Genomic DNA, 23830 nt, shown 5'->3' on the forward strand with positions numbered 1-23830 from the left:
TCACTCCCCCGAGCGCTGGAGCCGCTGTCGGTACTCGCTCGGCGACTCTCCGGTCCACTGCTTGAACGCTCGCGAGAAGATCTTCTCGTCCGCGTACCCCACGTCCAGCGCCACGTGCTTGATGGGCACCGAGGAGCGCCCGAGCAACTCCAGCGCCTGCCGTCGCCGCACGTCGTCCTTGAGGTTCTGCAGCGACGTCCCCTCGAGCGCCAGCTGTCGATGCAGCGAGCGCACCGAGACATGCAGCGCGGACGCCACGTGCTGCGCGGTGGTCCCCGAGGCGCGAGGGTCGCTCAGCTGCGTGCGCACCCGCTCGACGAGCCGCCGGTCCCTCCGGTACTGCCGCACCGTCAGCGGCAGCGCCCGCTTGAGCATCGCCCGCAGCGCCTGCTCGTCACGCTTGGCCGCCAGCTCCAGGTAGCCCACGTCGAAGCTCATGCTGGCGCGGGTGGCCGAAAAGCGCACCGGCCCCGGGAACAGGAGCGGGTACACGGACTGATGGGCCGGCGTCGCGAAGGGGAACGTCACCTCTCGCAGCGGCAGCTGGGAGTTGACCAGCCAACAGGCGAACCCGTGCACGTAGCGCAGGCTGCTGAGCAGACAGAACTCGCGCATCGCCCGCAGCTCGTGCCGCTCCTCGAGGACGAGCCGCGCCGTCGCGCCCTCCACCTCGAGCGAGAGCAGGACGTCCTCGGTGAGCAGCCGGTGGTGGCGGCACCAGCGCTGCAGCGCGATGCCCAGCGTCGGTGAGCTGAGCGAGGCCCGACACAGCATCCCGTACGTCCCCCAGGGCAGCCTGCGGGTGAACCAACCCAGGGCCTCGTCATCCAGCTCCTGCATCGCCGTGGCCGACAGCGTCTCGAACTGACCGGCGTTGATTCGCGCCGAGACCCGGCCGAGCTGCGCCCGCGTGATCTCCGCCTTTCGCAGTGCGTCGTGCGGGTCGACCCCGTACTTCTCGTAGGCGAGCACGATGGCCCGGACGAAGGCCATGGGCGTCTCCGCGCGCGGCAGGGGTTCGGGGGAGCGCTGGAGGCGTCGAGGCATCGGCGAGCAGCATGGCCGGGTTGGCACGATTTGCAACCACCCTGGCGCACCCGGGCCCTCCCTCATACCTAATGTCCGCAAGCCACCTCGAGACGCTGGTTGGGAAACGACTTCATGGCTCACTTCGCAGAGCTGGGCTTCGCGCTCGGTGAATCCGTCGAGATGTTGCGCAGCACCGTGCGTGCCTTCGCCGCCAAGGAGATTGCTCCCCGGGCGGCGGACATCGACCGGGAGAACCTGTTCCCGGAGGACCTCTGGACGAAGATGGGCGCCCTGGGCGTCCTCGGCATGACGGTGAGCGAGGAGTATGGGGGGGCGGGCCTCGGCTACCTGGCGCACATCGTCGCCATGGAGGAGATCTCCCGCGCCTCCGCGTCCGTCGGCCTGTCCTACGGCGCGCACTCGAACCTGTGCGTGAACCAGGTCTACCGCAACGGCAACGAGGCCCAGCGGCGCAAGTACCTGCCCGGGCTCATCAGCGGCGAGCACGTGGGCGCGCTGGCCATGAGCGAGCCGGACGCGGGCTCGGACGTCGTCAGCATGAAGCTGAAGGCCGAGAAGCGCGGGGACCGGTACATCCTCAACGGCGCCAAGATGTGGATCACCAACGGCGCCAACGCCAACGTGCTGGTGGTCTACGCCAAGACGGACGAGGCCCTGGGCCCCAAGGGAATCACCGCCTTCATCGTCGAGGGCGGCTCCCCGGGGCTGAGCTTCGGCACCAAGCTGGACAAGCTGGGCATGCGCGGCTCCAACACGTACCCGGTCTTCTTCGAGGACTGCGAGGTGCCGGAGGAGAACGTGCTGGGCGGCGTGGGCGCGGGCGTGAAGGTGCTCATGTCGGGGCTCGACTACGAGCGCGCGGTGCTCGCCGGGGGCCCGCTGGGCATCATGGGCTCCTGCATCGACGTGGTGCTGCCGTACGTCCACGAGCGCAAGCAGTTCGGGGAGAGCATCGGTCAGTTCCAGCTCATCCAGGCGAAGCTGGCGGACATGTACACGTCCTGGTCGGCGTGCCGCGCGTACGTCTACGCGGTGGGCCAGGCGTGTGATCGGGCGGACCACGCGCGCACGCTGCGCAAGGACGCCGCGGGCGCCATCCTCTACTCCGCGGAGAAGGCGACGTGGATGGCGGGGCAGGCCATCCAGATCCTCGGCGGCAACGGCTACGTCAACGAGTACCCCACGGCGCGCCTGTGGCGTGACGCCAAGCTGTATGAGATCGGCGCCGGGACGTCCGAGATCCGCCGCATGCTCATCGGGCGCGAGCTGTTCGCCGAGACCGCCTAGGGAACCCCATCATGGCCATCCTCAAATCAACCACGGATACCCGCTCCGCCGACTTCCGCGCGAACGCGGAGGCGATGCAGAAGCTGGTCGGTGACCTGCGCGAGAAGGTGGCGCTCACGGCCAAGGGCGGCGGCGAGAGCTCCCGTCAGCGCCACGTCTCGCGCGGCAAGCTGCTGCCTCGAGACCGCGTGGAGCGCCTGTTGGACCCCGGCTCGCCGTTCCTGGAGATCGGCCAGCTGGCGGCCTGGAACATGTACGGCGGTGAGTCCCCGTCCGCGGGGATGATCGCCGGCATCGGCCGGGTCCAGGGCCAGGAGTGCATGATCGTCGCGAACGACGCGACGGTGAAGGGTGGCACGTACTACCCGATGACGGTGAAGAAGCACCTGCGCGCGCAGGAGATCGCCCAGGAGAACCGCCTGCCGTGCGTGTACCTGGTGGACTCCGGCGGCGCGTACCTGCCGCGCCAGGACGACGTGTTCCCGGACCGCGAGCACTTCGGCCGCATCTTCTTCAACCAGGCGCAGATGAGCGCGGCGGGCATCCCGCAGATCGCCGTGGTGATGGGCTCGTGCACGGCGGGCGGCGCGTACGTGCCGGCGATGAGCGACGAGACCATCATCGTCAAGAACCAGGGCACCATCTTCCTGGGCGGCCCGCCGCTGGTGAAGGCGGCGACCGGCGAGGTCGTCACCAACGAGGACCTGGGCGGCGGTGACGTGCACACGCGCATCTCCGGCGTGGCGGACCACCTGGCGGAGAACGACGCGCACGCGCTGTTCCTCGCGCGCCGAATCGTCGCGAACCTGAACCGCTCGCGGCCGCACACGGTGGTGCTGGAGCGCTCCGAGGAGCCGCTCTACGACCCGAGCGAGCTGGGCGGCATCATCCCGTTCGACGCCCGCAAGCGCTACGACGTGCGGGAGGTGATTGCCCGGCTGGTGGACGGCTCGCGGCTGGACGAGTTCAAGGCGCGCTATGGCACCACGCTGGTGACGGGCTTCGCGCACCTATATGGGATTCCGGTCGGCATCATCGCCAACAACGGCATCCTGTTCGGCGAGTCCGCGCAGAAGGGCGCGCACTTCATCGAGCTGTGCTCGCAGCGCGGCATCCCCCTGGTGTTCCTGCAGAACATCACCGGCTTCATGGTGGGCCGGAAGGTGGAGAACGCGGGCATCGCGAAGGACGGCGCGAAGATGGTGACGGCCGTGGCCACCGCGCGGGTGCCCAAGGTGACGATGCTGATTGGCGGCAGCTTCGGGGCCGGCAACTACGGCATGTGCGGCCGGGCGTATTCGCCGCGCTTCCTGTGGATGTGGCCCAACGCGCGCATCAGCGTGATGGGCGGCGAGCAGGCTGCGTCGGTGCTGGCCACCGTGAAGCGGGACGGAATCGAGGGCCAGGGCGGCGCGTGGGCGAAGGAGGCGGAGGAGGAGTTCAAGGCGCCCATCCGCGCGCAGTACGAGGAGCAGGGGCACCCGTATTACGCCACCGCGCGACTGTGGGACGACGGGGTCATCGACCCCTCGCAGAGTCGTCGCGTGCTCGGCCTTTCACTCTCGACCGTGTTGAATGCTCCGATTCAGGAGACTCGATTCGGCGTCTTCCGGATGTAGGGCTCGACCATGTTCGAAAGTCTGCTCATCGCGAATCGCGGCGAGATTGCCTGCCGCATCATCCGCACGGCGCGTCGGCTCGGTATCCGCACGGTGGCCGTCTATTCGGACGCCGACGCGGGCGCCCGTCATGTCCGGCTGGCGGACGAGGCCGTCCGGCTGGGGCCTCCGGCCGCGCGCGAGTCGTATCTAGTGGTCGAGAAGCTCATCGACGCGGCGAAGAAGACGGGCGCCCAGGCCATCCACCCGGGCTACGGCTTCCTGTCGGAGAACGCTGTGCTCCCCGAGGCCTGCGCGGCGGCGGGAATCGTCTTCGTGGGGCCGAGCGCCGAGTCCATCCGGGCGATGGGCTCCAAGTCCGCGTCCAAGGCGCTGATGGAGCGGGCGAAAGTGCCGACGACGCCGGGCTATCACGGCGACGAGCAGGGCGTGGATCGGCTCCGGGAGGAGGCGAAGCGCATCGGCTTCCCGGTGCTCATCAAGGCGAGCGCGGGCGGCGGCGGCAAGGGCATGCGCCGCGTGGACCGGGTGGAGGACCTGGAGGCGCAGCTGGCGTCGTGCCGGCGCGAGGCGCTGGGCGCGTTCGGTTCGGACCTGGTGCTCATCGAGAAGTACGTCGAGCGGCCCCGGCACATCGAGGTGCAGGTGTTCGGTGACACGCACGGCAACTACGTGCACCTGTTCGAGCGGGACTGCTCGGTGCAGCGGCGTCACCAGAAGGTGCTCGAGGAGGCGCCTGCGCCGGGGATGACGGAGGCCCTGCGCGCGAAGATGGGCGAGACGGCCATCCTCGCCGCCAAGGCGGTGAACTACGTGGGCGCCGGCACGGTGGAGTTCATCGCGGACCCCTCGGGGACCTTCTACTTCATGGAGATGAACACGCGTCTCCAGGTGGAGCACCCCGTCACGGAGGAGATCACCGGGCTGGATTTGGTGGAGTGGCAGCTGCGGGTGGCTTCGGGTGAGCGGCTGCCGAAGACGCAGGCAGAGCTGTCCATCCGGGGCCATGCGATGGAGGCGCGCATCTACGCGGAGAACCCGGACGCGGGCTTCATCCCGTCCGTGGGTCGGCTGGTGCACCTGGTGCCGCCGGAGACGTCGCGGCACGTGCGCGTGGACACGGGCGTGGAGCAGGGGGATGAGATCTCCACGCACTACGACCCGATGATCGCGAAGCTCATCGTCTGGGGCGAGGACCGGCAGGCGGCGCTGCGGCAGCTGCGCGAGGCGCTGGAGCGCTACCAGGTCGTCGGCGTGGCGAACAACGTGGAGTTCCTGGGGCGACTGGTGAGGACGGCGTCGTTCTCCCAGGCGAACCTGGACACGAGCCTCATCGAGCGTGAGCGCGAGGCGTTGCAGCCGCCCAAGGGGGAGATTCCCGACGACATCTGGCGGCTGGGCGCGGTGGCGGTGCTCTCGCGGGCGCGTGACGAGGCCGCGAAGGAGGAGCCGGGCTCGCCGTGGGCGCAGTTGGATGGCTTCCGCCTGGGCGCGGTGGCGCCGTTCCTGGTGACGCTGCGCCAGGGGGACGTGGTGCGGGAGATTCGAGCCGAGCAGACCGGGCCTGGGGCCTATGTGATGCGGGTGTCCTCGCCAGGGGGGCAGGACAGCGCGGCGCGGGTGCCGGTGCGGTTCACGGTGGGCGAGCGGGACGCGGTGACGCTGGCGTCGCCCGACGGGACGGTGCACGCGACGGTGGTCCCGGTGGGGGCTCGCTGGAGTGTGTTCGCGTTGGGGCGGCGGTGGGAGCTGGAGTCGTTCGATCCGCTCGACGTCGAGGCGTCGGCTCCGGAGGCGGAGGGTGGGCTGCGCGCGCCGATGCCCGGCAAGGTGATCGCGCACCTGGCCGAGGTGGGGGCAAAGGTCTCCAAGGGCACGCCGCTGCTGGTGATGGAGGCGATGAAGATGGAGATCACCATCTCCGCCCCGCGCGACGGCGTGCTCGCGAGCTTCCGTCATCACCCCGGTGAGCAGGTGAGCGAGGGGACGGAGCTGGCGGTCATCGAGGAGAAGGTGGCCTGAGGGCGAAGCGGGCCGCGCCAGGAGGACCGCGCGGCCCAGGCGTCACTCGTCCAGGAGGTCCCTTTTCCTGTTCGCCGCAGTCAGCGTGTCGACGAAGGTCGGCTGGAGGGGAAACCTGAGTGGCAGGGCCACGCTGTCGTCGAGCAGGTGCAGCGAGACCTCTTTCCGCCAGTGCTCTGGTACGCCCACCATCATGTTGGCCTTGCGCAGCTTCTCATCCCAGAGCTGCAAGGGGAGCCGCCGCGAGCGGCGCCCGAGGATTTGCTTCATCTTCTCACTGGCGAGCAGTTCGTCGCAGGCGTACTCGGACAAACGCCAAACGGTCACCTCGGCGACGCTGATGTTCATCGCCTTTCGCTTGGCAGCATGCCTCCTGATGTCACGAGGGAGCGTCGATGCCGGCTTCACGACTGGAAGAAGGTAGAACTGGATGTCTCCCAAGGGGGCGAGCTGGAGGAGGTCGACAAGGCCCATGAAAGTCTTGCCGGTGGCGGAGTAATCCACGAAGCCGACCTGGAGCCCTCTTGCATCCGGTACGCCGTCCTGCGCGATCTTGCCTCGGAGGTACGCGAACCACGCAGCCAGCTCATCCTGGGAGAACGCTTCGATGGCGACGCCACTGAAGCTCCCGGAGACTTTCTTGATGACAGTGGTCCCTTTGCCATCCCTCATCTGCGCGGCCACGAAGTGCTTGATAGGCGCCAGGCTTTCTCCCAGGAAGAGGAGGGTGTCGAGCTCGCATTCGTTGCAAACACCGATGATCTCCTTGGCGATCTCCTTGGCCGCCGTCCGGTCCTTGTCCGTCCATTCGATGGTCGACTCGTGCGAGTCGGGATCCAGCCAGGGGATGGCGTGAGCCGATTCCTCTGCGGCTCTCCCCAGGAGTCTCATTCGTGCGGCCAGCTTCCTCTGGCGTCTGCCCTCCTCGTTGGCGAGCTGTTGCTGTGCCTCGAACTGGCGAACGCAGTCATCGTTACCACAGGTATCGCGCTCGACGAGGCCGAAGAGGATGTCGTCCTCCTCGGGGCGATCCTTGACCTTGCAGATGGGGCATAGGGCGGGCACGGCGCACCTCTCTTTCGCGACGCGTCGTCGCTGGGACAGGGGCCACGGCTTCCGTCAGGCGGGGGCGTGATTCGGTGCGCCATGGACCCTTTGGGGATCTGCCGCCACTGCACCCGCCATGCCTTATCCGCTTTTAAGTAGAATTCAGGAGATGCATTTTTTGCAGGCACCACTGGGCGTCAAAAAAGAACGCCTGTGCGTCACAGCGAGACGCAGTCGCAGACACTGAACGAACTCTCAGGCATTTTCGCGAGAGATTTGGACGACCATCGGCCGCATCTTCGGCGCACAATGCCTACATGAACTAATTATCAGGGGTTTTTCGCGGGCAGTCGCCCATCGCGAGGCGATCCCTGGCCCCCAATACCTACATGAACAGCTCTTCAGCCATTTTCCAGGGCCCGTGTCTCGGGCCGCGCACAGCCCTGCCTACATGCACGCAACAGCAGGTAGGGCAGGGGCGCAGGGAATCAGAGGGCATTCGCCCACAAATAAAGACAGACATCTCGTAAATCAAAGCAAGACATGTCTGTCTTTATTTTGATGTGTCGTGAAACTACTCGCCCGCGCGCTGGCGGTTGAGCCGGTCGTAGTGGCGGTAACCCAGCTTGTCGAGAGCGCTCGGCGGCGCCAGGCCGATGTCCACGAGCGTCTTGATGTCATACGTCCCCGCGAGCACCGGCGGCGCGTAGCTGCGAATCGCCGAGGGCGTGCGGAACTTCTCCAACGGGAACAGCACCGCACTGGTGTGCACGTGCACGAAGTGCGCGGCGGACTGCCGCTGCCATCCAGCAACTCCGGGCGCCGTAATCACGTGGGGCGTCGCCAGGAACGTGCCGCCCGTGAGGATCTCCAGCTGCTGCCCCACCTGCGCCACGATGCAGCCCGCCGGCGCGGTGCCACGGACCTTGCGACCCTGCGGATCCTCATCCGTCGCGCGCGTGCGCAGATACAGCCCACTCTTGTCATCCGGGCTCGGCGCCGCCTTGCCCTCGGGGTTCAGGAACCGTCCACCGGGCAGCAGCGTGAGCAGGTTGAAGTCCGTGTGCTCCTCGCCCCAGACGATGTCCGTGTTCACCTGCTCCGGCCGCAGCGGCAGGTACTGGAGCGCGCGGGTGATGTGCGGCGCCCGCTCGCACAGCGCCGTGAAGGTGTCCTCGGGCAGCCCCAGCGCCACCGCCGAGCCTCGCAGCAGCTTGAGGCCCGCCTCGTGGAGCGAGCGCCCCAAAGTCACGATGCCTTCCTGGAAGTACTCCGGCGCGTCGGGGGGCCAGACGTTCTCCGGATACAGCTCCGGGAACTCCATCGCCGCCACCTCGTCGTTGGGGTAGGGCGCGACGAAGTAGCACTCCTTGAAGTCCGGCTGACCATTGCCGGCCACCGCCACCTCGGTGTTCGGCGGCGTCCAACCGCGCTGGTACCAGAGCTCCGCGCGACCGTAGGGCTTCTTCGCCTCGGCCGAGCGCGCGATGAAGGCCGCGAAGGCGTCGTAGTAGCGGTGGAGCGCCTGCGTGTCGACCCCGTGGTTCTTGATGTAGACCAGACCGAAGACGCCGAACGCCTCACGCAGCGCCGCCGCGGCGCGCTCGATGCGGCTCGCATCGCCCGAGGCAAGGTCTGCAAGGTCGACAGTGGGGATGTTCAGCGAAGAGGTCTCGGCCATGGTGCCCCCAGGTTTATCGCTCCTGGCGACCAAAAGGGAGGGCCTCGTGGGAGCCACTACCCCTGGTATCAGCGCCCCGCTCCAGGCGGGGCCGAACCACCAGGACGCCCCTCACCGCACCACGGGCAGCGGGAAACTCCAGGGCTTCCCATCCGAGGCCACCGCGTGCCCCGTCACCTCCGCCGCCCCATGGCCCTGTCGCTGTGGCCTGAACGTGGCTTGCGGATTCCTCGCGGAGGCCTGCCCGCCATGGAACACGGCGAAGCGCGCCGCCACCGCACCCACCGTCGTCAGCATGTCCGCCGCCACCTGCTTCCAGCGCTGCCTCCCCGGGAGCGCATCCACCACCAGCCCCGCCAATGAGCAGGCCCGGGACGTCTTCCAGAGCGTCCCAGACAGGCCCTCGGACAGCGGCCGGGCGACCTCCGGGGCTCGGCGCGCGTCGAGCTCCACCGCGTGCGCCATGACCACCTCCGCGGCCTTGCCCGCGAGGCGATAGGGCCGCAGCACCTCCGCCTCACGCTCGGTGTGCGGGGCCAGGGACAACAGGCTCCCCGCGCTCGCGCTCGCCGAGGCCATGAAGAACAAGGGCAGGGTGCGACGCGTGGACTGCCACAGCGGTATCGCCGTGTTGTTCAGCAGCACCGCCGTGTACCCGGCCAGCGGCATTCCCAGCATCGCGGCCGAATACCCCGCGACCTTGCCCGTGACCCCCAACACACCTCGCGAGCGCCCCAGCACCAGGCCCACCGAGTTGAGCGCCCCCGACAACGCCAGCACCCACGAGCCCACGCTCATGGGCGACGTGGGCCGGAACACCCGGAGCATGTTCAGGAAGCGCGTGGGGCGACCGAGGTCGGCGATCAACAACCCCGCACTCAGCATGTCCCCCGCGGTCCCCAACAGACGACAGCGTCGCGCGAGCGGCTCCATCGACTTCTCGCCGAGCACATCGATGGCCAGTCCCAGCAGGCTCGCCGCACCCGCGACACCGCCCACGAAGAGATACGCCGGCACCGTGGCGATCCACACCGGCTGCTTGATGGCGGCCAGCCCGTGGTAGCTCGGCGCCTCCGCGGTGTCCGCGACGAAGTGGGACGGAACCTGTGCCTGGAAGCCATGGGCCGGATTGGCGCGGTCCAGGTCCGTCACCCGTTGCTGGGCTCCCTCGCCGAGCAAGGTCCCCAGCGCGGGGTTCACGTTGCGGCCATCCGAGCGCCGCTGGAGCCTGTCCAGGAAGGTGTCGTCGCCGTCACGCGCGCTCATGAGTCCCCTCGGCGGCCGAGCAACACCGCGCCCACGGCCATGGCCGCCATCCCGAGCGCTCCCACGGCCACGGCGCCCCAGGCCTGTCCGGCCTTCATCGTCGGGACCACGGGGTCGGGTGGCAGGTTGTAGGCCTCCGGGCGATCCACGAGCAGGAAGAAGGCGTTGAGCCCGCCCGTCCCCGGCTGGTTCTTCGCGTCCTTGCCGTAGAGATAGGCGCTGATGATGCCCTGTGAGTGCAGCTCACGCAGTCGGTTGTCCGCGCGCTCATGCAGCACATCGAGGTCCCCGTAGACGATGGACTCGGTGGGGCACGCCTTCGCGCACGCGGGCGTCATGCCCTCGCCAATCCGGTCGTAGCAGAGGGTGCACTTCCACGCCCGACCGTCATCCGGTCTCCGGTCGATGACGCCGAAGGGACAGCCCACCACGCAGTAACCGCAGCCGTTGCAGACATCCGGCTGGACGTAGACGGTGTCGAACTCGGTGCGGACGATGGCGCCCGTGGGACACGCCTCCAGACAGCCCGCGCGCTGACAGTGCTTGCAGACGTCCGACACCATCAACCACGAGAAGTCGCCCACACCCGTCGAGTGGCCCGGCATCGGCACCGGACGCTCCACGAAGGCCACGTGCCTCCAGGTCGAACAGCCCAAGTCCCCGGTCTGGTCATAGGACATCCCGGTGAACTGGAAGCCGTCATCGGGGAGCTGGTTCCATTGCTTGCAAGCCACCTCACAGGCCTTGCAACCAATGCACACCGTCGAATCGGTGAAGAAGCCCTTGCGACTCATGCGCTATTGCTCCTCGTCCTTCTTCTCCTGCCAGGGGACATGATCGATTTCGCCGACCGACAGGCGGTCGCGTCGGTGCGGCGCCAGGTCCGCGGGCAGGGCAGGGGGCGTGGCACCCGTCGCCGCCCGAGCCCCGGTGGCGTGTCGGCCCGCGATGACGTCGCAGGTGAGCGCCTTCGACTCCTGGATGTCCACGTTGGGGTCCGCGACGAAGCCCAGCAGCTCGTTGGCGCCATCCGCGCGCGTGCGTCCCGTCACGCCCCAGTGATACGGGATGCCCACCTGGTGAACCGACGTCCCGTTGAGCTTCAGCGGGCGCAGCCGCTCGGTGACGAGCACCCGGCACTCCAGGTCTCCGCGCGCCGTGCGCAGCGTGGCCCAGCCTCCGTTGCGCAGCCCCCGCTCGCGCGCCAGCTCCACGGAGACCTCGCAGAACTGTTCGGGCTGGAGCTCGCTGAGCCAGGACAGCCAGCGACTCATTCCGCCCGCCGTGTGGTGCTCGGTGAGTCGGTATGTGGTGAGGATGAAGGGGAAGCGCGGGTCGCCCCACGCGCGGTGGTAGGGGTTGCCCTTGCGGCGCCACTCCAAGCGCGTCGGATTGCACTGCTGCCCGTAGAGCGCGTTCTTCACCGGCGACTCCATGGGCTCGTAGTGCGTGGGCAACGGGCCATCGAGCATCCCGCTCGGCGCGAAGAGCCAGGCCTTGCCGTCGGCCTGCATGATGAATGGCTCGTCCCCCGCCAGGGACTCGATGCCCTTGGCGCCGGGCGGAGGTCGGTAGTCCGGTGGCCGGTCCGCGATGCAGTCGGGCACGTCCTCGCCGGTCCACTGGCGCTGCGTCTCGTCCCACCAGACGTACTTCTTGCGCTCGCTCCAGGGACGGCCTTGCGGGTCCGCGGAGGCGCGGTTGTAGAGGATGCGGCGGTTGGCGGGCCATGCCCAGCCCCACTCGGGCGCCACCCAGGTCTGCGCGTGTCCCGGCTTGCGGCGCGCGGCCTGGTTCACGCCGTCCGCGTAGGCTCCGGAGTAGATCCAACAGCCGCACGCGGTGGTGCCGTCATCCTTCAGCGCGGTGAAGCCGCTCACGGGCTGGCCGTCCGCCACGGTGTAGCCGTTGATCTCCCGGAGCACCGCCTCGGCGCTCGGCTCCTCGAGTGCGCCGTGGGTCGGATAGTCCCACGTCAGGTGGCGCAGGGCCTGGTCCTTCGGCGCTCCCGAGGCCGCGTACAGACGCTTGAGCCTGCGGCCCAGGTGGAAGGCGAAGTGCAGCTCGCTGCGCACGTCCTCGCGGGGCTCCACCGCCGCGTGGTGCCATTGGAGCATCCGCTGCGTGTTGGTGAAGGAGCCGTCCTTCTCCGTGTGCGCGGCGGCCGGGAAGAAGAAGACCTCCGTGCGGATGTCCTCCGTCTTCACGTCGCCTCGCTGGATTTCGGGGGCCGTGCGCCAGAACTCGGCCGTCTCGATGAGCGTGAAGTCGCGCACCACCAGCCACTCGAGCTGGCGCAGGCCCTTGCGTTGGAGCGCTCCGTTCATCGAGCCCACCGCCGGGTTCTCGCCCATGACGAAGTAGCCCTGGACGCGGCCCTCGGCCATGTCGACCACCGTCTGCATGTGCGAGTGATTGCCGGTGAGCCGGGGCAGGTGGCGGAAGCCGAACTCGTTCTCCTCGGTCGCCGCGTCCCCGAACCAGGCCTTCAGGAGCGAGACGACGTATTTGGGATAATTGCTCCACCAGCCCGTGCTGGACGTGTGTGACTCCAGGTAGTCGGCCAGCGCGGGCGACTGCGCGGAGCTCGGCATGGGGAGGTAGCCGGGCAGCAGGTTGAACAGGGTGGGGATGTCCGTGGAGCCCTGGATGGACGAGTGCCCGCGCAGCGCGAGGATTCCGCCGCCGGGCCGGCCGATGTTTCCCAACAGGAGCTGGAGGATGGTCGCGGTGCGGATGTACTGCACGCCCACCGAGTGCTGCGTCCAGCCCACCGCGTAACAGAAGGCCGTGGTGCGCTCGCGGCCGGAGTTGTCGCAGAGCGTCTGGGCGACCTTCAGGAACTGCTCCTCGGGGACGCCGCAGACCTTGGCGACGATGGCCGGGGTGTAGCGCTGGAAGTGGCGCCGGAGGACCTGGAACACGCAGCGCGGGTGCTGGAGCGTGGGGTCCTTGGTGGCCTCGGTGATGAGGGTGGCGTGCGTCTCGCCTTCGCCCGCGCCGGGCTCCGAGTAGAGCTCCTTGTGGCCGGAGGCAGGGGTGGGGCCCTCGACGCCCTCGTAGCTCCAAGAGCGGACGTCGTACTTGTTCTCCTTCGGCAGGAAGCCGCTGAAGAGCCCGTCCAGGTCCTCCGTGTCTTGAAAGTCCTCGCGCACCAGGTTGGCGGCGTTGGTGTAGTGGACGACGTACTCCTTGAAGTAGCGCTCGTACTCGAGCACGTAGCGCACGAGCCCTCCGAGGAACGCGATGTCCGAACCGACGCGAATGGGCACGTGTTGATTCGCCACGGCGCTGGTGCGCGTGTAGCGAGGGTCCACGTGGATGACCGTCGCACCCCGGGCCTTGGCCTCCATCACCCACTGGAAGCCCACCGGGTGACACTCGGCCATGTTGGAGCCCTGGATGAGGATGCAGTCAGAGTTGCGCAGGTCTTGTTGGAAGGTCGTGGCCCCGCCACGCCCGAGCGTGATGCCCAGACCGGGCACCGTGGACGAGTGTCATATTCGAGCCTGGTTCTCCACCTGGACGATGCCGAGGGAGGTGAAGAGCTTCTTGAGGAGGTAGTTCTCCTCGTTGTCGAGCGTGGCGCCGCCCAGGTGCGCGATGCCCAGCGTGCGCTGGACGCTGAAGCCGTTGACGTCGGCGGCCTCCCAGGTCGCGTCGCGGGTGCGCTTCACGCGCGCGGCGACCATGTCCATGGCCTGCTCGAGGGGGAGGCGTTCCCACGCGGTGCCGCCGGGACGGCGGTAGAGGACGTGTTGGACGCGGTGGGTGCCGGTGACGAGTTGGAAGGTGGCGGAGCCCTTGGGGCACAGGCGGCCTCGGGAGATGGGCGAGTCCGGGTCGCCTTCGATGTCGATGATGCGCTCGTCCTTGACGTAGATGTCCTGCCCGCAGCCCACGGCGCAGTACGGGCAGACGGATTTGACGACACGGTCCGCGAGGGAGGTGCGGGGCGTGAGCGTCCGACTGCGCTCCGTCATGGCCGTCTCGCCGAGCGCCTTGACGTCGCCACGTGCGATTTGACGCAGGACGGGCCAGCGGAACAGCAGGTCGAGGATTCCCACGGTGGACCTCCTGGTCGGCGTCACGCCGGCTTCTGCGCCGTGATGATGGAGGTCGAGCGCGCATGAAGCCTTGCACAAGAGGGCGCGCGCCCCCGCACACGTCAGCGGCCGGACGGTTCCGCGGATGAGTTGTCTTCAGGTGGATGGGTGTCTCACGTCGCCCCCGCACCCGGCTGTCGTCATTCCCCGCACCGCTCGGAGATGTGAGTCATTCCGCCGGACACACTTCGGGTTGTTGCTGAACATTGAGCTGATTATCGTGCGTGGACGCGACCAGCGATTCCGCGGACAGGCATTCCCTATCCGTCTGCCATCAGCCTGGTGCTGATTCTCCCCTGGACAGCCAGAATGACACCCTCGAAGACAGGTCTGCCTCGTGTAGAAATTCCGTATCCAGCTGGGTTCAGCCCGGACCTGGAGCGCACCCATACGATTCATCTGCACTGGATGGAGGCACAGGGGCTGGTCGTCGGCCCCGACGCCCTGAGGGCTTACGACTCGATAGGCGCCGAGGTGCTTGGTGCAAGGGCGTACCGAGATGCCCGCGGGGCCGGACTCGAACTCGCGACTGACTTGATGGGCTGGTTCTTCATCTTTGATGACCAGTTCGATGGGCCACTGGGGCGAGACATCGAGGCGACCCGCTCCACGCTGGAGGAGTTCCTGGCGATGGCGCGAGTCGGCGGGAGGGTGCGCCATCCCTCGTCTGTCCTGTGCACATCCTGGCTCGACCTGTGGTGTCGAGCGACTCGAGGAATGAGTGACGCCTGGATCGAGCGCTATGCCGGAGACTTCTTCCGGTTCTTCCAATCGTTCGAGCAGGAGGCACTGGACCGATCTCGAGGCCTGCCCGTCGAGATGGAAGGCTACCTGGCGAATCGACGGGTTTCGATTGGCGTGGTACCCGCGCTGGACCTCTGTGAGCCAGTGGGAGGTTACGAACTCCCGCAGGAGATTCACGCCTGCGAGCCGATGGTCACCATGCGGCAGGCGTGTACGGACGTCATCCTGCTGGAAAACGACATCTACTCGGCGTCGAAGGAAGCAGCGATGGGGCAGGTGCACAACGTCGTGCTGCTACGGATGCGCGATGTGGGGTGCGGTCAGGAGGAGGCTTCGCAGTGGGCAATGGCTCTCCTCCAGGAACGACTCCTCCTCTTCGCGAAGGCCGAGCAGCAGCTGCGAGAAGGTGTCCGGTCCCTCAAGACCTGGGGCGCGATCAATCGTGGCATCTCCGCGATGAAGAACTGGATGCAAGGCCACCACGACTGGACCCTTGCGTCGGGTCGATACAACGACACCCGCCTTCAATTCCCCGAAGGACCGGAGCGATGGGCGTCGCTGCTCAACCCAGCGCAGGAACAAACCAAGGCGTCATGAAGGCAAATGGGAGGTTCCATGCATGCCGCTGCTCCTCAAATCGACCTTCGCCATGTCGCGGGCATCAGTCCTGATGTCGAGGCCACTCGGGCGCATACCCTTCATTGGCTGGCCGTCCATGGACTCATCGTCCAGCCAGCGGCCCTTCAGACCTACGACGCGAGTCGGTTCGATCGGCTGTCCGCGAGAATGTGTCCGAATGGTCGAGGAGCTGGCCTCGACCTGGTGAGCGACTGGATGGGGTGGTTCTTCGTCTTCGACGATCAGTTCGATGGACCGATTGGGCTCGACCTCGATGCGACCCGCGCCTTGCTGGACGAGTTGTTGTTGGTGACCCAGAGCACGGCCGCCCAGCGGTATCCTTCATCGCTCCTGGGAGCCGCCCTGGTGGAGTTGTGGGGGCGGTCGACGTCTGGAGCGAGTGCGTCCTGGAGGGCGCGGTTCACCCAAGACCTCGCGGAGTACCTCGAGTCCTACTACCAGGAAGCTCGGGAGCGCACGCAGGGATGGCCCGTGGACATCGAGACCTATCTGCGCACGCGACGTCTATCGATCGGCGTCCTACCGAGCCTCGACATCTGCGAACGGGCCGAGGGGCTCGACGTTCCGCCCGCCGTGCATGGCACCGACGACATGACGACGCTGCGCTCGCTGTGCACGGACGTCGTGGTGATGGTCAACGACATCTACTCGGCGCCCAAGGAGGCCGCGAGCGGGCAGTTGCACAACATGGTGCTCCTCCAGGTGCGTGATGCGGGCTGCGGGCAAACCGCCGCCATGGACTGGGTCGCGGGTGAAATCGCGAAGCGGGTGGAGTCCTTCGCGGCCGTGGAGCGGCGGATACGACAAGGTGTCCAGAGCGTCGAGACCTGGAGCGCCGTCGACCGGGAGATCGCCGCGATCAAGAACCTGATGCAGGGCACCACGGATTGGACACTCGAGTCTGCTCGCTACGCCCATCCCGCTCAGGGCGCCCGCGTGAGGGTGACAGGATAGGTCCTCGTGTCGCGCCGGATGAGCAGGATGGCGGGGCTGCCCGGCGCTCCCAGCTCGCGCTCGCGGGCCTCGCCCGCCGTGAGCACCGTCGCTCCATCGATGGACTGGACGATGTCTCCCACGCGGAGCGCGTCGCCGTGCATGCTCTCGAGCACACCGCGCACCAGGACGGCATCTCCGGCCATTCCGAAGAAGATGCCCAACCGCCCGGGCTCGATGCGCGGTGGACCGAGCTTCCAATCGCCCACGTCCTGCGGCTTCCCCACCACCAGCGTGAGCTTCTTCTCCGCGCGCTCCGTCTTCTCACTCCAGGCAATGAGCCGGTGCTGGCCGGGCGCGGCGTCCTCCACGCGGAAGCGCCCATCCGCGCCCGTCGGCGCCGAGGTCAGTCCATCCACATCCACGAAGGCCTGCGCAATGGGCTTGCCCGCATTGTCGACCAGCCGGCCCGTGATGGCGCCTCCCGCCTCCACCATGACGTCGACCTGGGTCGTCTGTCCCGCGACGCTCGTCGTGTCCACCTTGCCCGCGCGGCCGTCGGGCAGTGTCACGGACACCGTCACGGCCCCTGGGTTGACGTCCTCGACCACGAAGCGATCTCCCGCGAGCTCCAGCTCCTGTCGCGAGAGGAAGTCGTCCTCGCTCTTCGTCGCGGAGACCACCAGGCGGAAGCCCTCGATGCTCCGGCCTCCCGCCGAGCGGACTGTTCCCGTGAGTCGTCCCGCCGGCTGGAGCTGGAGGACCAGTGTCTTCTGCGTGGCAGGCACGGAGGGCAGGTCACCTCGGCGCCCGCCATTCGTGGCCCAGAGGTGCAGCGGCTGCGTACCCAGGGAGTCCGCCACGAGCGTGACGTGCCCAGAGGCATCCGTGGAGTCCTCGAGGAAGATCTCGTTCTTGCCCGCCTCGGCCCCCATGACCGTGGCCGAGACGCTCGGCGCGCCATTGGGCTCCAGCACCGTGACGGAGAGGGGACGCGCCGCCTCGCGGACCTGCAGGTCCACGCGCTCGGTCACGCCCACCTTCAGGTCGACCACCTTCTCCTGATCGCCGTTCTGATTGCCCACGTCGACGAGCCACGCGGCGACGCGATAACGCCCGGCGCGCACGCGCATGCTCCACGTTCCGTCCGCCGCGGTGGGGACTTGATGCGCCTCCGTGCGCGCCGTGTCCTTGAGCTGCGCGAAGACCGTGACGGCCGCCGTGGGGACGCGCCCGTCCGCGAGCTTCACGGTGCCCTCGAGCGTGCCTTCGCCTCCCAGTTTGAGCTTCACCTGGTGCGTCTGGCCGGGGCTCACCGCCACGCGCTCGCGGACGTGGATCTGACTGCCTGGCCTTCGCGCGGCGACGAAGACGTCACCCGGGGAGACGTCCTCGAGGACGAAGGCTCCTTGTGCATCGGTCACCACCGTGATCACGCCCTCCATCGGCATCATCCGCCAACGACGTTCGGGGGTGACCTGGACTCCCGAGAGGGGCTGGTCGCTCTCGTCGACGATTGTGCCCTCGATGCGTCCATTGGCGTCCATTTCGGCCAACAACTCGAAGCGCTGGCCCGCGAGCACCGTAATGCCTTCTCGTCGCAGAGCGCGAAAGCCCTTCGCTCGGACCGTCACTGAGTAGGAACCCGGCGCGAGGCTCCCTGCCTCGAAGCGTCCGTCCACACCACTCGTGGCGCTCGCGACCTCGGCGGGAGCGGAGTCGAAGGTCGCCACCATGGCGCCTGGGGCGATGGACACGGTGGCTCCCGCGATGGGTTCGGCGGTGCCCTTGCCGCGGACGACTCCCGTGAGAGCCGCGGCGGCGCCCAGTCGGATGCGGACATCGCGCAGGGTCATCCCCGCGCCTACGACCGCTCGGTCCTGCGCGGTGCCCGTCAGGGCGTCCAACCGCGCTGACACCTGATAGACGCCCGGGGGCACATCGATCGAGAAACCACCGCCTGCGCTGGTTTCCGTCTCGAACGTCTCGCCCATGCCCGTCGCGGTGACGCGGGCTCCCGGGGCGGGCTTGCCCTCCGGTCGCTCGACGTAACCTTCGATGAAGGCGGAGCCATCCAACTCGACGACGAGTCCGGAGGCTGGCACCTGGACCCGCGCGATGCGTCGGGCCGAATGGGCGGGCGCTGAGATCTCGAGCTGATACTCGCCAGGCGCGAGGCCCTCGCACCGGAAGCGGCCGCGCTCGTCGGCGGCGGCTTCGTGACGTTCTTCTTCGGGGACGGAGGTCGTCGCGACAGAGGCAGAGGCCAGCACCGTGCGCGGCGTGAGCGTGAGCCTCGCGAGCGGGACGGGGGCCTTCGAGGCTCGCTCGACGACCGAGCCCGTCAAGGTCGCACCTTCGCCGAGGGTGAGGCGTACAGGGGTGAGCGCTTCGCCACGAGGACGGGTGAGCGAGAGTCTCGCGGTGGCGAACCCCTGCGCCTTCGCGGTGACGAGATACGCCCCGGGCCTCGCGGGAAATCTCAGTGTGCCCGCGGCATCCGTGGTTCCTCGCCCCGCGACGAACCACATGGGACGGCCCGTGGCGGGCGAGCGCGGCCCCTGGAAATAGAGCGCCACCTGCGCTCCCGCGACGGGACGAGAAGCTCCGTGGACCTCGACCTGGACCGCCCCTTCCTCGTCGCGCATGGCTTCGGCGACCGGCGGCGTGCCTGTCATGAGGGCCTGGGTCCCCACCCATCGCGTGGAAGAGGACGCACGCTTCGCTTCGGTCGACTCGCCGCGCGAGGCGGAATCGGACACGGCGGGGAGTGGAGTGTCTCCACCCTCGGTCGACGACGCACGCCAGACGAAGAGCGCACCCACGAGCGCAAGGCCAAGCGACACCGCGAAGACAGTCTTTCGACTCATTGTCCCTCCCGAAGTCATTCTCTCGCCAGACGGTCGGAGGTTGCCAGTCCCTCGCCTGTTCCCCGTGACGCGACAGGCGCTCGATGCACTTCTTCTTTTCGCTTCTCCCGCGCGCAGCCTGAGTCGCCGTGTCAGCGCAGGCCTGCTCGAAGCAAGGACGGAGCAACCCCATGCAACCGGTGCGACATGGCCGGGTGGCGGTGGAGTGGGGTGCCGATGCGACCGAGGGGCGCCTCGACGTCGACAGGCACCAGCGCTGCATGCACACGGTGCGGGCCGCCGAGGGCTGAACCAGCGCTGAAGGGCCCAGGGGAGGACAGCGGGCCCGCGCCCTCGGGCGATACCGGGCCTCGGGCACCGTGCCTATCTCCGGCTTCCCGCCGTCCCCAGCGAGGTAGCTCCGCATGTCGAACCGTCCCGCGACGCTCGTGCTGTCAGGTGGTGGAGGCAAGGGCGCCTTCCAGGTCGGCGCCGAGCGGGTGCTGCGTGAGGTGCACGGCTTCCGCTGGGAGCGTGTCTTCGGTGTCTCCGTGGGCGCGTTCAACGGCGCCGTCATCGCCCAGCGCGAGTACGAGCGCCTGACGGACCTCTGGATGAACCTCCGTGAATCCGACGTGTACCGGCGAGTCCCGTGGCTCGTCGTCGCCCTGCGCATCGGCCTGCTCAACAAGCTGGGCCTCTACGACAACACCCCCTTGAGAGACCTCGTCGAGCGCAACCTCGCCGGACGTCCCTTCGCCATCCCCGCTCACGTGGGCCGCGTGTCGCTCACCTCCGGGCAGTACGAGCTGGTGTCGAGCGACGCGAGCGACTTCCTCTCCGCCGTCTGGCAGAGCGCGACCATGCCCGTCATCTGGGAGCCCATCGGCCCCCAGGCCATCGTCGACGGAGGACTGCGCAACGTGACGCCGCTGGGCGACGCGCTCGGGTACTCGCCCACGGAGATCGTCGTCATCGCCTGTTCATCCTCGCGCATGGAGCCCATCCGCTATCCCGCCAACATCCTGGATGTGGCCCGCCGCAGCCTCACGGACATCACCTTCAACGAAATCCTGATGAACGACGTGGATGTCTTCGTGCGCATCAATGACATGGTGAGACAGGCCCACGAGCAGGGCACGGAGCTCCGCGCCCCCGACGGTCAGCCGTATGTCTATTGCCGCATCACCGTCATCGAGCCCACCGCGCCCATGGGCGATACGCTCGACTTCTCGCCAGAGATGATTCGCATGCGCCTGCGCCACGGCGAGGACCGGGCCCGCGCGGTGATGCGGCCGACGGGCGTGGGCCCCGGGGAGCGCATGCCTCCGCGCATCGCCGCCCAACTCGAGCCCATCCTCCATTCCTGAGCCTCCATTTTCGCGACGTGGGGGGCTCGCTACGATGCTTCCCGCCCTGGCTCAACCAGCGCGCGGGAGGAGCACCGTGGGTGAGGTTCAGCGAGGGGCGGTATCAGGACCTGGCGAGGAGGACTCCACGACCGAGCGGCTCGAAGCCCTGGTCCGCCGGGCGCAAGAAGCCTCGGAGGAGGAGCGAGGGCTGCTGGGCGAGGACATCAACACCCTGCTCCTCCAGTTGCCCTCCGCGCCCGAGCCCCAGCGCGGCGCGACGCTGGTGCGCTCCTTCCTGGATTCCCATGCCCTGGCGGGACTCGGCACGCCGGCGATGCCGTCGAACATCGCCGCCACCCAGGCGCTCCTGGGTCTGGGCTACCCCGACGCGCTCACCCTGACGCCCGAGGAGCTCGACTCCCTGCGCCAATGGCAGCGCCAGCGCTTCGCCGTCCCCTGGCTGGCCCTCCTCGTGACGTTGTTCGGGGTCATCCTCATCCAGGTCTTCATCCTGACCCTGGGGACGGACAACGCGCTCGTCATCCGCTTCAACGCGACGCTCCGGGCCCTGTCCGGCGAGCCTCCGGCGCCGCCCACCCTCATGGAGCTCCATGAGGAGTTCGTGCGGAACTCCGCCTACCGGTTCCTGTTCGCCCAGTTCGTCGCGGGAGCGGCGGCCTTCTTCTACACGGTGACCGCCGGTCGTCGAGGCGGGGGCCGGGTGCGCGCGCGCCGCGTCTTCCTGACGATGGCTGGGGTCGGGGCGGCCATGGCGCTGTTCCAACTCCCCGCGAATGGGTGGATCGCCGCCACCACCTTCACCGCCGCCGCCGGTGCCTTCATCTGCGCCGCAAACCTGAAGCCCACCTGAAGGCGCGCGTGACCGTCGAGTCGTGACGTCTCTGTTGAAGTCTCCGTCGGACACCTGATGTACACGGTTTCCATGACCATCAACTTGATGCGGTATCTGCCGCTTTCCCTTCTTCCCTTGATGTTGGGCTGTGGTACCCCCGCCGACGAGAAGCCCGCCGCGGTGCTGATGACGCGCGCCCAGGCCCTGATGACGGGGACTCCGGCGTCCACGGGCGTGCTGGCGTTCCTCAACAGCCGCTCGACGACGGTGGCCGTGTTGGACAACGAGGTGCCGCTCAACCTGCTCACCGCGCAGAACCTCGTCGCGTACCGCAACGGCCCCGACGGCATCGAGTACACGGCGGATGATCGCCACTTCGTCTCCATCGCGCAGGTGGACGCGGTTGCCCAGGTGGGCCCGGCCGCGCTGGAGGCGCTCGAGGCCTATGTCCGGGGCACCGGCCGCGTGGAGATGCCGCTGGACGAGCAGGTCGGCATCTTCCACGGCGTCGCCTTCAACCTCGCCGAGGCCCGCCGGGTCATCGCCGCCTCCAACACGGCGCCGCTCAACGTCCTGCAGGGCACCGTGGGCCTGAGCGCGGCCCAGGCGCAGGCCATCATCGACGCGCGCCGCATCGACCACCTGGTGGAGCTGTCCCGTCTGCCGTTCATGGACGGCGCGGGGCTCCAGGCGCTCAAGAACCACGTCGCGCTCGCGCCGGAAGGTGACCCTTGCACCGGGCCGAACACGTGTCAGGCGGGCCTGTCGTGCACGGGCCGGGCCTTCGGCGGTCCCATCGCCTACGGCCGCTGCCGCAACACGGCGTACGTGCCGGGCGACGGCGACAGCTGCTCCGTGCTGCGTCCGTGCTCCGCGGGCCTGACGTGCTCGGGGCCCCAGTCCGGCGCGGACGACGGGCTCTGCCGTCCGTCGTGGATGGCGGGCACGTTCACGAACCACGCGGACCTGTCGCTGCCGGCCTCGACGACGACGCCCTGGGTGTCCTCCGTGGGCGTGGTGGGGCTCGCGTCCGTGCCCGAGGACATCACCGTGGAGCTGGACCTGGTGCACGCCCAGCCGTCCAAGCTGGTCCTGACGCTGGTGGACCCGGGGGGTGAGACGGCCCTGCTGTGGGACGGCCCCAACGAGGGCGTGCCCCCGGCGCGCATCCCGGTGACGCGTGGCATCCCGCGCGACGGCATCATCAACGGCCAGTGGCTGCTGCGCATCTCCAACCCCACGGGGCAGGGCAGCGGCACGCTGCGCTCCTGGTCCGTGAAGCTCACCAGTCGCTGGGACTGAAGTCGGCGGGAACCTTCGGGGCCGCGCGGGTGTCCACGCCCGCGCGCGCCTCAATACGTGGCAGGGACGCCGCCGCTCTTGGCCTGAGTGGCTGGCACCGCCGCGGCCGTCACGTTCCGCACGCCGGGAACCGTCGAATCCCCTCGCGCATCTGAAGGCGGTGAAGGGACTTCCGGAGCCTCATTGAGCTCCTTGTAGAAGCGACGGCCGATGAACACGCCCAGCACCAACGACAGGACGAGGCCCGCGGCGGACACCGCGGTCATCACCGTGCGGCCCTGGGCCAACCCGCTGCCGAACTGCGCGGTGAGGAAGGTGCCGGGGATGGTGCCGAGCATCACGCCGGCCACCGAGGGCCAGAAGCGCGCGCCACTGGCGGCCGCCGCGGCCAGCATCACGTCGGTGGGGCACAGCGGGTTGATGCACATGGTGAAGGAGAAGAGGAAGTCATTGCGCTTCGCCGCGCGCGCGAGCGCCGGGTACTTGCCTCCCGCCAGGCGCTTCATCGGCCGGGTCCCCAGCTTGCGTGCCAGCACGAAGAGCAACATGGCGGCCAGGAAGCTGCCCGTTAGTGAATAGAGGGTCGCTGCGAGCGTCCCGAACATCATTCCGCCCACGGCGGTCATGAGCTGCCCGGGCAGCAACGTCAGGGGACGTACGGCGAGGAAGGCGATGTATGCCAAAGGCGCTGCATCACCCAGTGGGGCCAGCAGATCCGAGAAGTGTCGCTGGTCGATGAAGTCCGGCCCCAAGAGCCGGAGCGTCAACAGTCCGCCCACGGACACGAGCATCGGGGCCAGGACCCGAAGCCATGTCTTCGCACCCTGCGCCACGCAACGCCTCCCCGCGGCACGAGAGCGCGCGCCGCGGGCATGAAAGTGAGAATCGGTTCGGGAATCGGCAATGCGGAGGGAATTGTTTTCAACAAGAGAGCGTCCTGCCGGGCATGCCTCCGCCGGGAAAGTAAGCAGGGCGAGCTTGACGAACCCTCCGGAATCATTGGGGTTTTGGTGTGGTGGGTCAGGCGAGAACGGCTGGCGGTGTACGGAGCTTGCTTGCATCGGGGCGCTTCCGTCCCAA

Annotated in this window: 16 protein-coding genes; 8 read left to right on the forward strand and 8 right to left on the reverse strand. The window is 68.2% G+C overall.

Going from position 1 to position 23830, the window contains the following annotated elements; translation table 11 throughout:
• The gene (locus LXT21_RS22715; protein ID WP_254040271.1) at positions 1 to 993 is read right to left on the reverse strand and encodes an AraC family transcriptional regulator; all 993 of its coding nucleotides are present in this window, start codon (positions 991 to 993) and stop codon (positions 1 to 3) included.
• Positions 994 to 1161: 168 nt separating this feature from the next.
• On the opposite strand from LXT21_RS22715, the gene LXT21_RS22720 reads away from it, so the two are divergent.
• The 3 genes from LXT21_RS22720 to LXT21_RS22730 are packed head-to-tail and all read left to right on the forward strand — an operon-like array spanning position 1162 to position 5978.
• Entirely contained in the window at positions 1162 to 2337 is a 1176-nt protein-coding gene (locus LXT21_RS22720; protein ID WP_254040272.1) for an isovaleryl-CoA dehydrogenase, read from the forward strand.
• Between the two features lie 11 nt (positions 2338 to 2348).
• Positions 2349 to 3956 carry a carboxyl transferase domain-containing protein gene (locus LXT21_RS22725; protein WP_254040273.1) on the forward strand — a complete coding sequence of 536 codons (1608 nt, stop codon included), beginning with the start codon at positions 2349 to 2351 and terminating at the stop codon, positions 3954 to 3956.
• 9 nt (positions 3957 to 3965) lie between these two features.
• Positions 3966 to 5978 carry an acetyl/propionyl/methylcrotonyl-CoA carboxylase subunit alpha gene (locus tag LXT21_RS22730; protein ID WP_254040274.1) on the forward strand — a complete coding sequence of 671 codons (2013 nt, stop codon included), beginning with the start codon at positions 3966 to 3968 and terminating at the stop codon, positions 5976 to 5978.
• 42 nt (positions 5979 to 6020) lie between these two features.
• Here the strand turns inward: LXT21_RS22730 and LXT21_RS22735 are convergent, their stop codons facing one another.
• From LXT21_RS22735 to fdh, 5 genes are all read right to left on the reverse strand, one after another.
• The gene (locus LXT21_RS22735) at positions 6021 to 7043 is read right to left on the reverse strand and encodes a type 2 periplasmic-binding domain-containing protein (protein WP_254040275.1); all 1023 of its coding nucleotides are present in this window, start codon (positions 7041 to 7043) and stop codon (positions 6021 to 6023) included.
• Between the two features lie 556 nt (positions 7044 to 7599).
• Positions 7600 to 8706, reverse strand: a complete 1107-nt coding sequence (locus LXT21_RS22740) for an isopenicillin N synthase family dioxygenase (RefSeq protein ID WP_254040276.1) — start codon at positions 8704 to 8706, stop codon at positions 7600 to 7602.
• 111 nt (positions 8707 to 8817) lie between these two features.
• Complete coding sequence (nrfD, locus tag LXT21_RS22745; RefSeq protein ID WP_254040277.1) at positions 8818 to 9972, reverse strand: NrfD/PsrC family molybdoenzyme membrane anchor subunit; 1155 nt, start codon at positions 9970 to 9972, stop codon at positions 8818 to 8820.
• Positions 9969 to 10766, reverse strand: a complete 798-nt coding sequence (locus LXT21_RS22750) for a 4Fe-4S dicluster domain-containing protein (protein WP_254040278.1) — start codon at positions 10764 to 10766, stop codon at positions 9969 to 9971. Before LXT21_RS22750 ends, nrfD begins: the two co-directional genes overlap by 4 nt.
• Before the next feature lie 3 nt (positions 10767 to 10769).
• Positions 10770 to 14039 carry a formate dehydrogenase gene (gene fdh / locus LXT21_RS22755; RefSeq protein ID WP_407667014.1) on the reverse strand — a complete coding sequence of 1090 codons (3270 nt, stop codon included), beginning with the start codon at positions 14037 to 14039 and terminating at the stop codon, positions 10770 to 10772.
• A gap of 348 nt (positions 14040 to 14387) precedes the next feature.
• Between fdh and LXT21_RS22760 the strand changes: the two genes are divergently transcribed.
• The gene (locus tag LXT21_RS22760) at positions 14388 to 15419 is read left to right on the forward strand and encodes a terpene synthase family protein (protein WP_254040279.1); all 1032 of its coding nucleotides are present in this window, start codon (positions 14388 to 14390) and stop codon (positions 15417 to 15419) included.
• A 225-nt stretch (positions 15420 to 15644) separates the two neighbouring features.
• Positions 15645 to 16415, forward strand: a complete 771-nt coding sequence (locus tag LXT21_RS22765) for a terpene synthase family protein (RefSeq protein ID WP_254040280.1) — start codon at positions 15645 to 15647, stop codon at positions 16413 to 16415.
• On the opposite strand, the gene LXT21_RS22770 is transcribed toward LXT21_RS22765, so the two are convergent.
• Entirely contained in the window at positions 16385 to 19072 is a 2688-nt protein-coding gene (locus tag LXT21_RS22770; protein WP_254040281.1) for a carboxypeptidase regulatory-like domain-containing protein, read from the reverse strand. The two genes, LXT21_RS22765 and LXT21_RS22770, sit on opposite strands and share 31 nt — an antisense overlap.
• A gap of 596 nt (positions 19073 to 19668) precedes the next feature.
• Between LXT21_RS22770 and LXT21_RS22775 the strand changes: the two genes are divergently transcribed.
• From LXT21_RS22775 to LXT21_RS22785, 3 genes are all read left to right on the forward strand, one after another.
• Positions 19669 to 20613 carry a patatin-like phospholipase family protein gene (locus tag LXT21_RS22775; protein WP_254040282.1) on the forward strand — a complete coding sequence of 315 codons (945 nt, stop codon included), beginning with the start codon at positions 19669 to 19671 and terminating at the stop codon, positions 20611 to 20613.
• A gap of 76 nt (positions 20614 to 20689) precedes the next feature.
• Positions 20690 to 21466, forward strand: coding sequence for a hypothetical protein (locus tag LXT21_RS22780; protein ID WP_254040283.1), 777 nt, complete (start codon positions 20690 to 20692; stop codon positions 21464 to 21466).
• Between the two features lie 72 nt (positions 21467 to 21538).
• Positions 21539 to 22750, forward strand: coding sequence for a proprotein convertase P-domain-containing protein (locus tag LXT21_RS22785; RefSeq protein WP_254040284.1), 1212 nt, complete (start codon positions 21539 to 21541; stop codon positions 22748 to 22750).
• 50 nt (positions 22751 to 22800) lie between these two features.
• Here the strand turns inward: LXT21_RS22785 and LXT21_RS22790 are convergent, their stop codons facing one another.
• Positions 22801 to 23541 (reverse strand): TVP38/TMEM64 family protein, encoded by a 741-nt coding sequence (locus tag LXT21_RS22790; protein ID WP_256571912.1) that lies wholly within the window; start codon positions 23539 to 23541, stop codon positions 22801 to 22803.
• Positions 23542 to 23830: the final 289 nt, after the last annotated feature.

This window comes from Myxococcus guangdongensis (assembly GCF_024198255.1).
Taxonomy (GTDB): domain Bacteria; phylum Myxococcota; class Myxococcia; order Myxococcales; family Myxococcaceae; genus Myxococcus; species Myxococcus guangdongensis.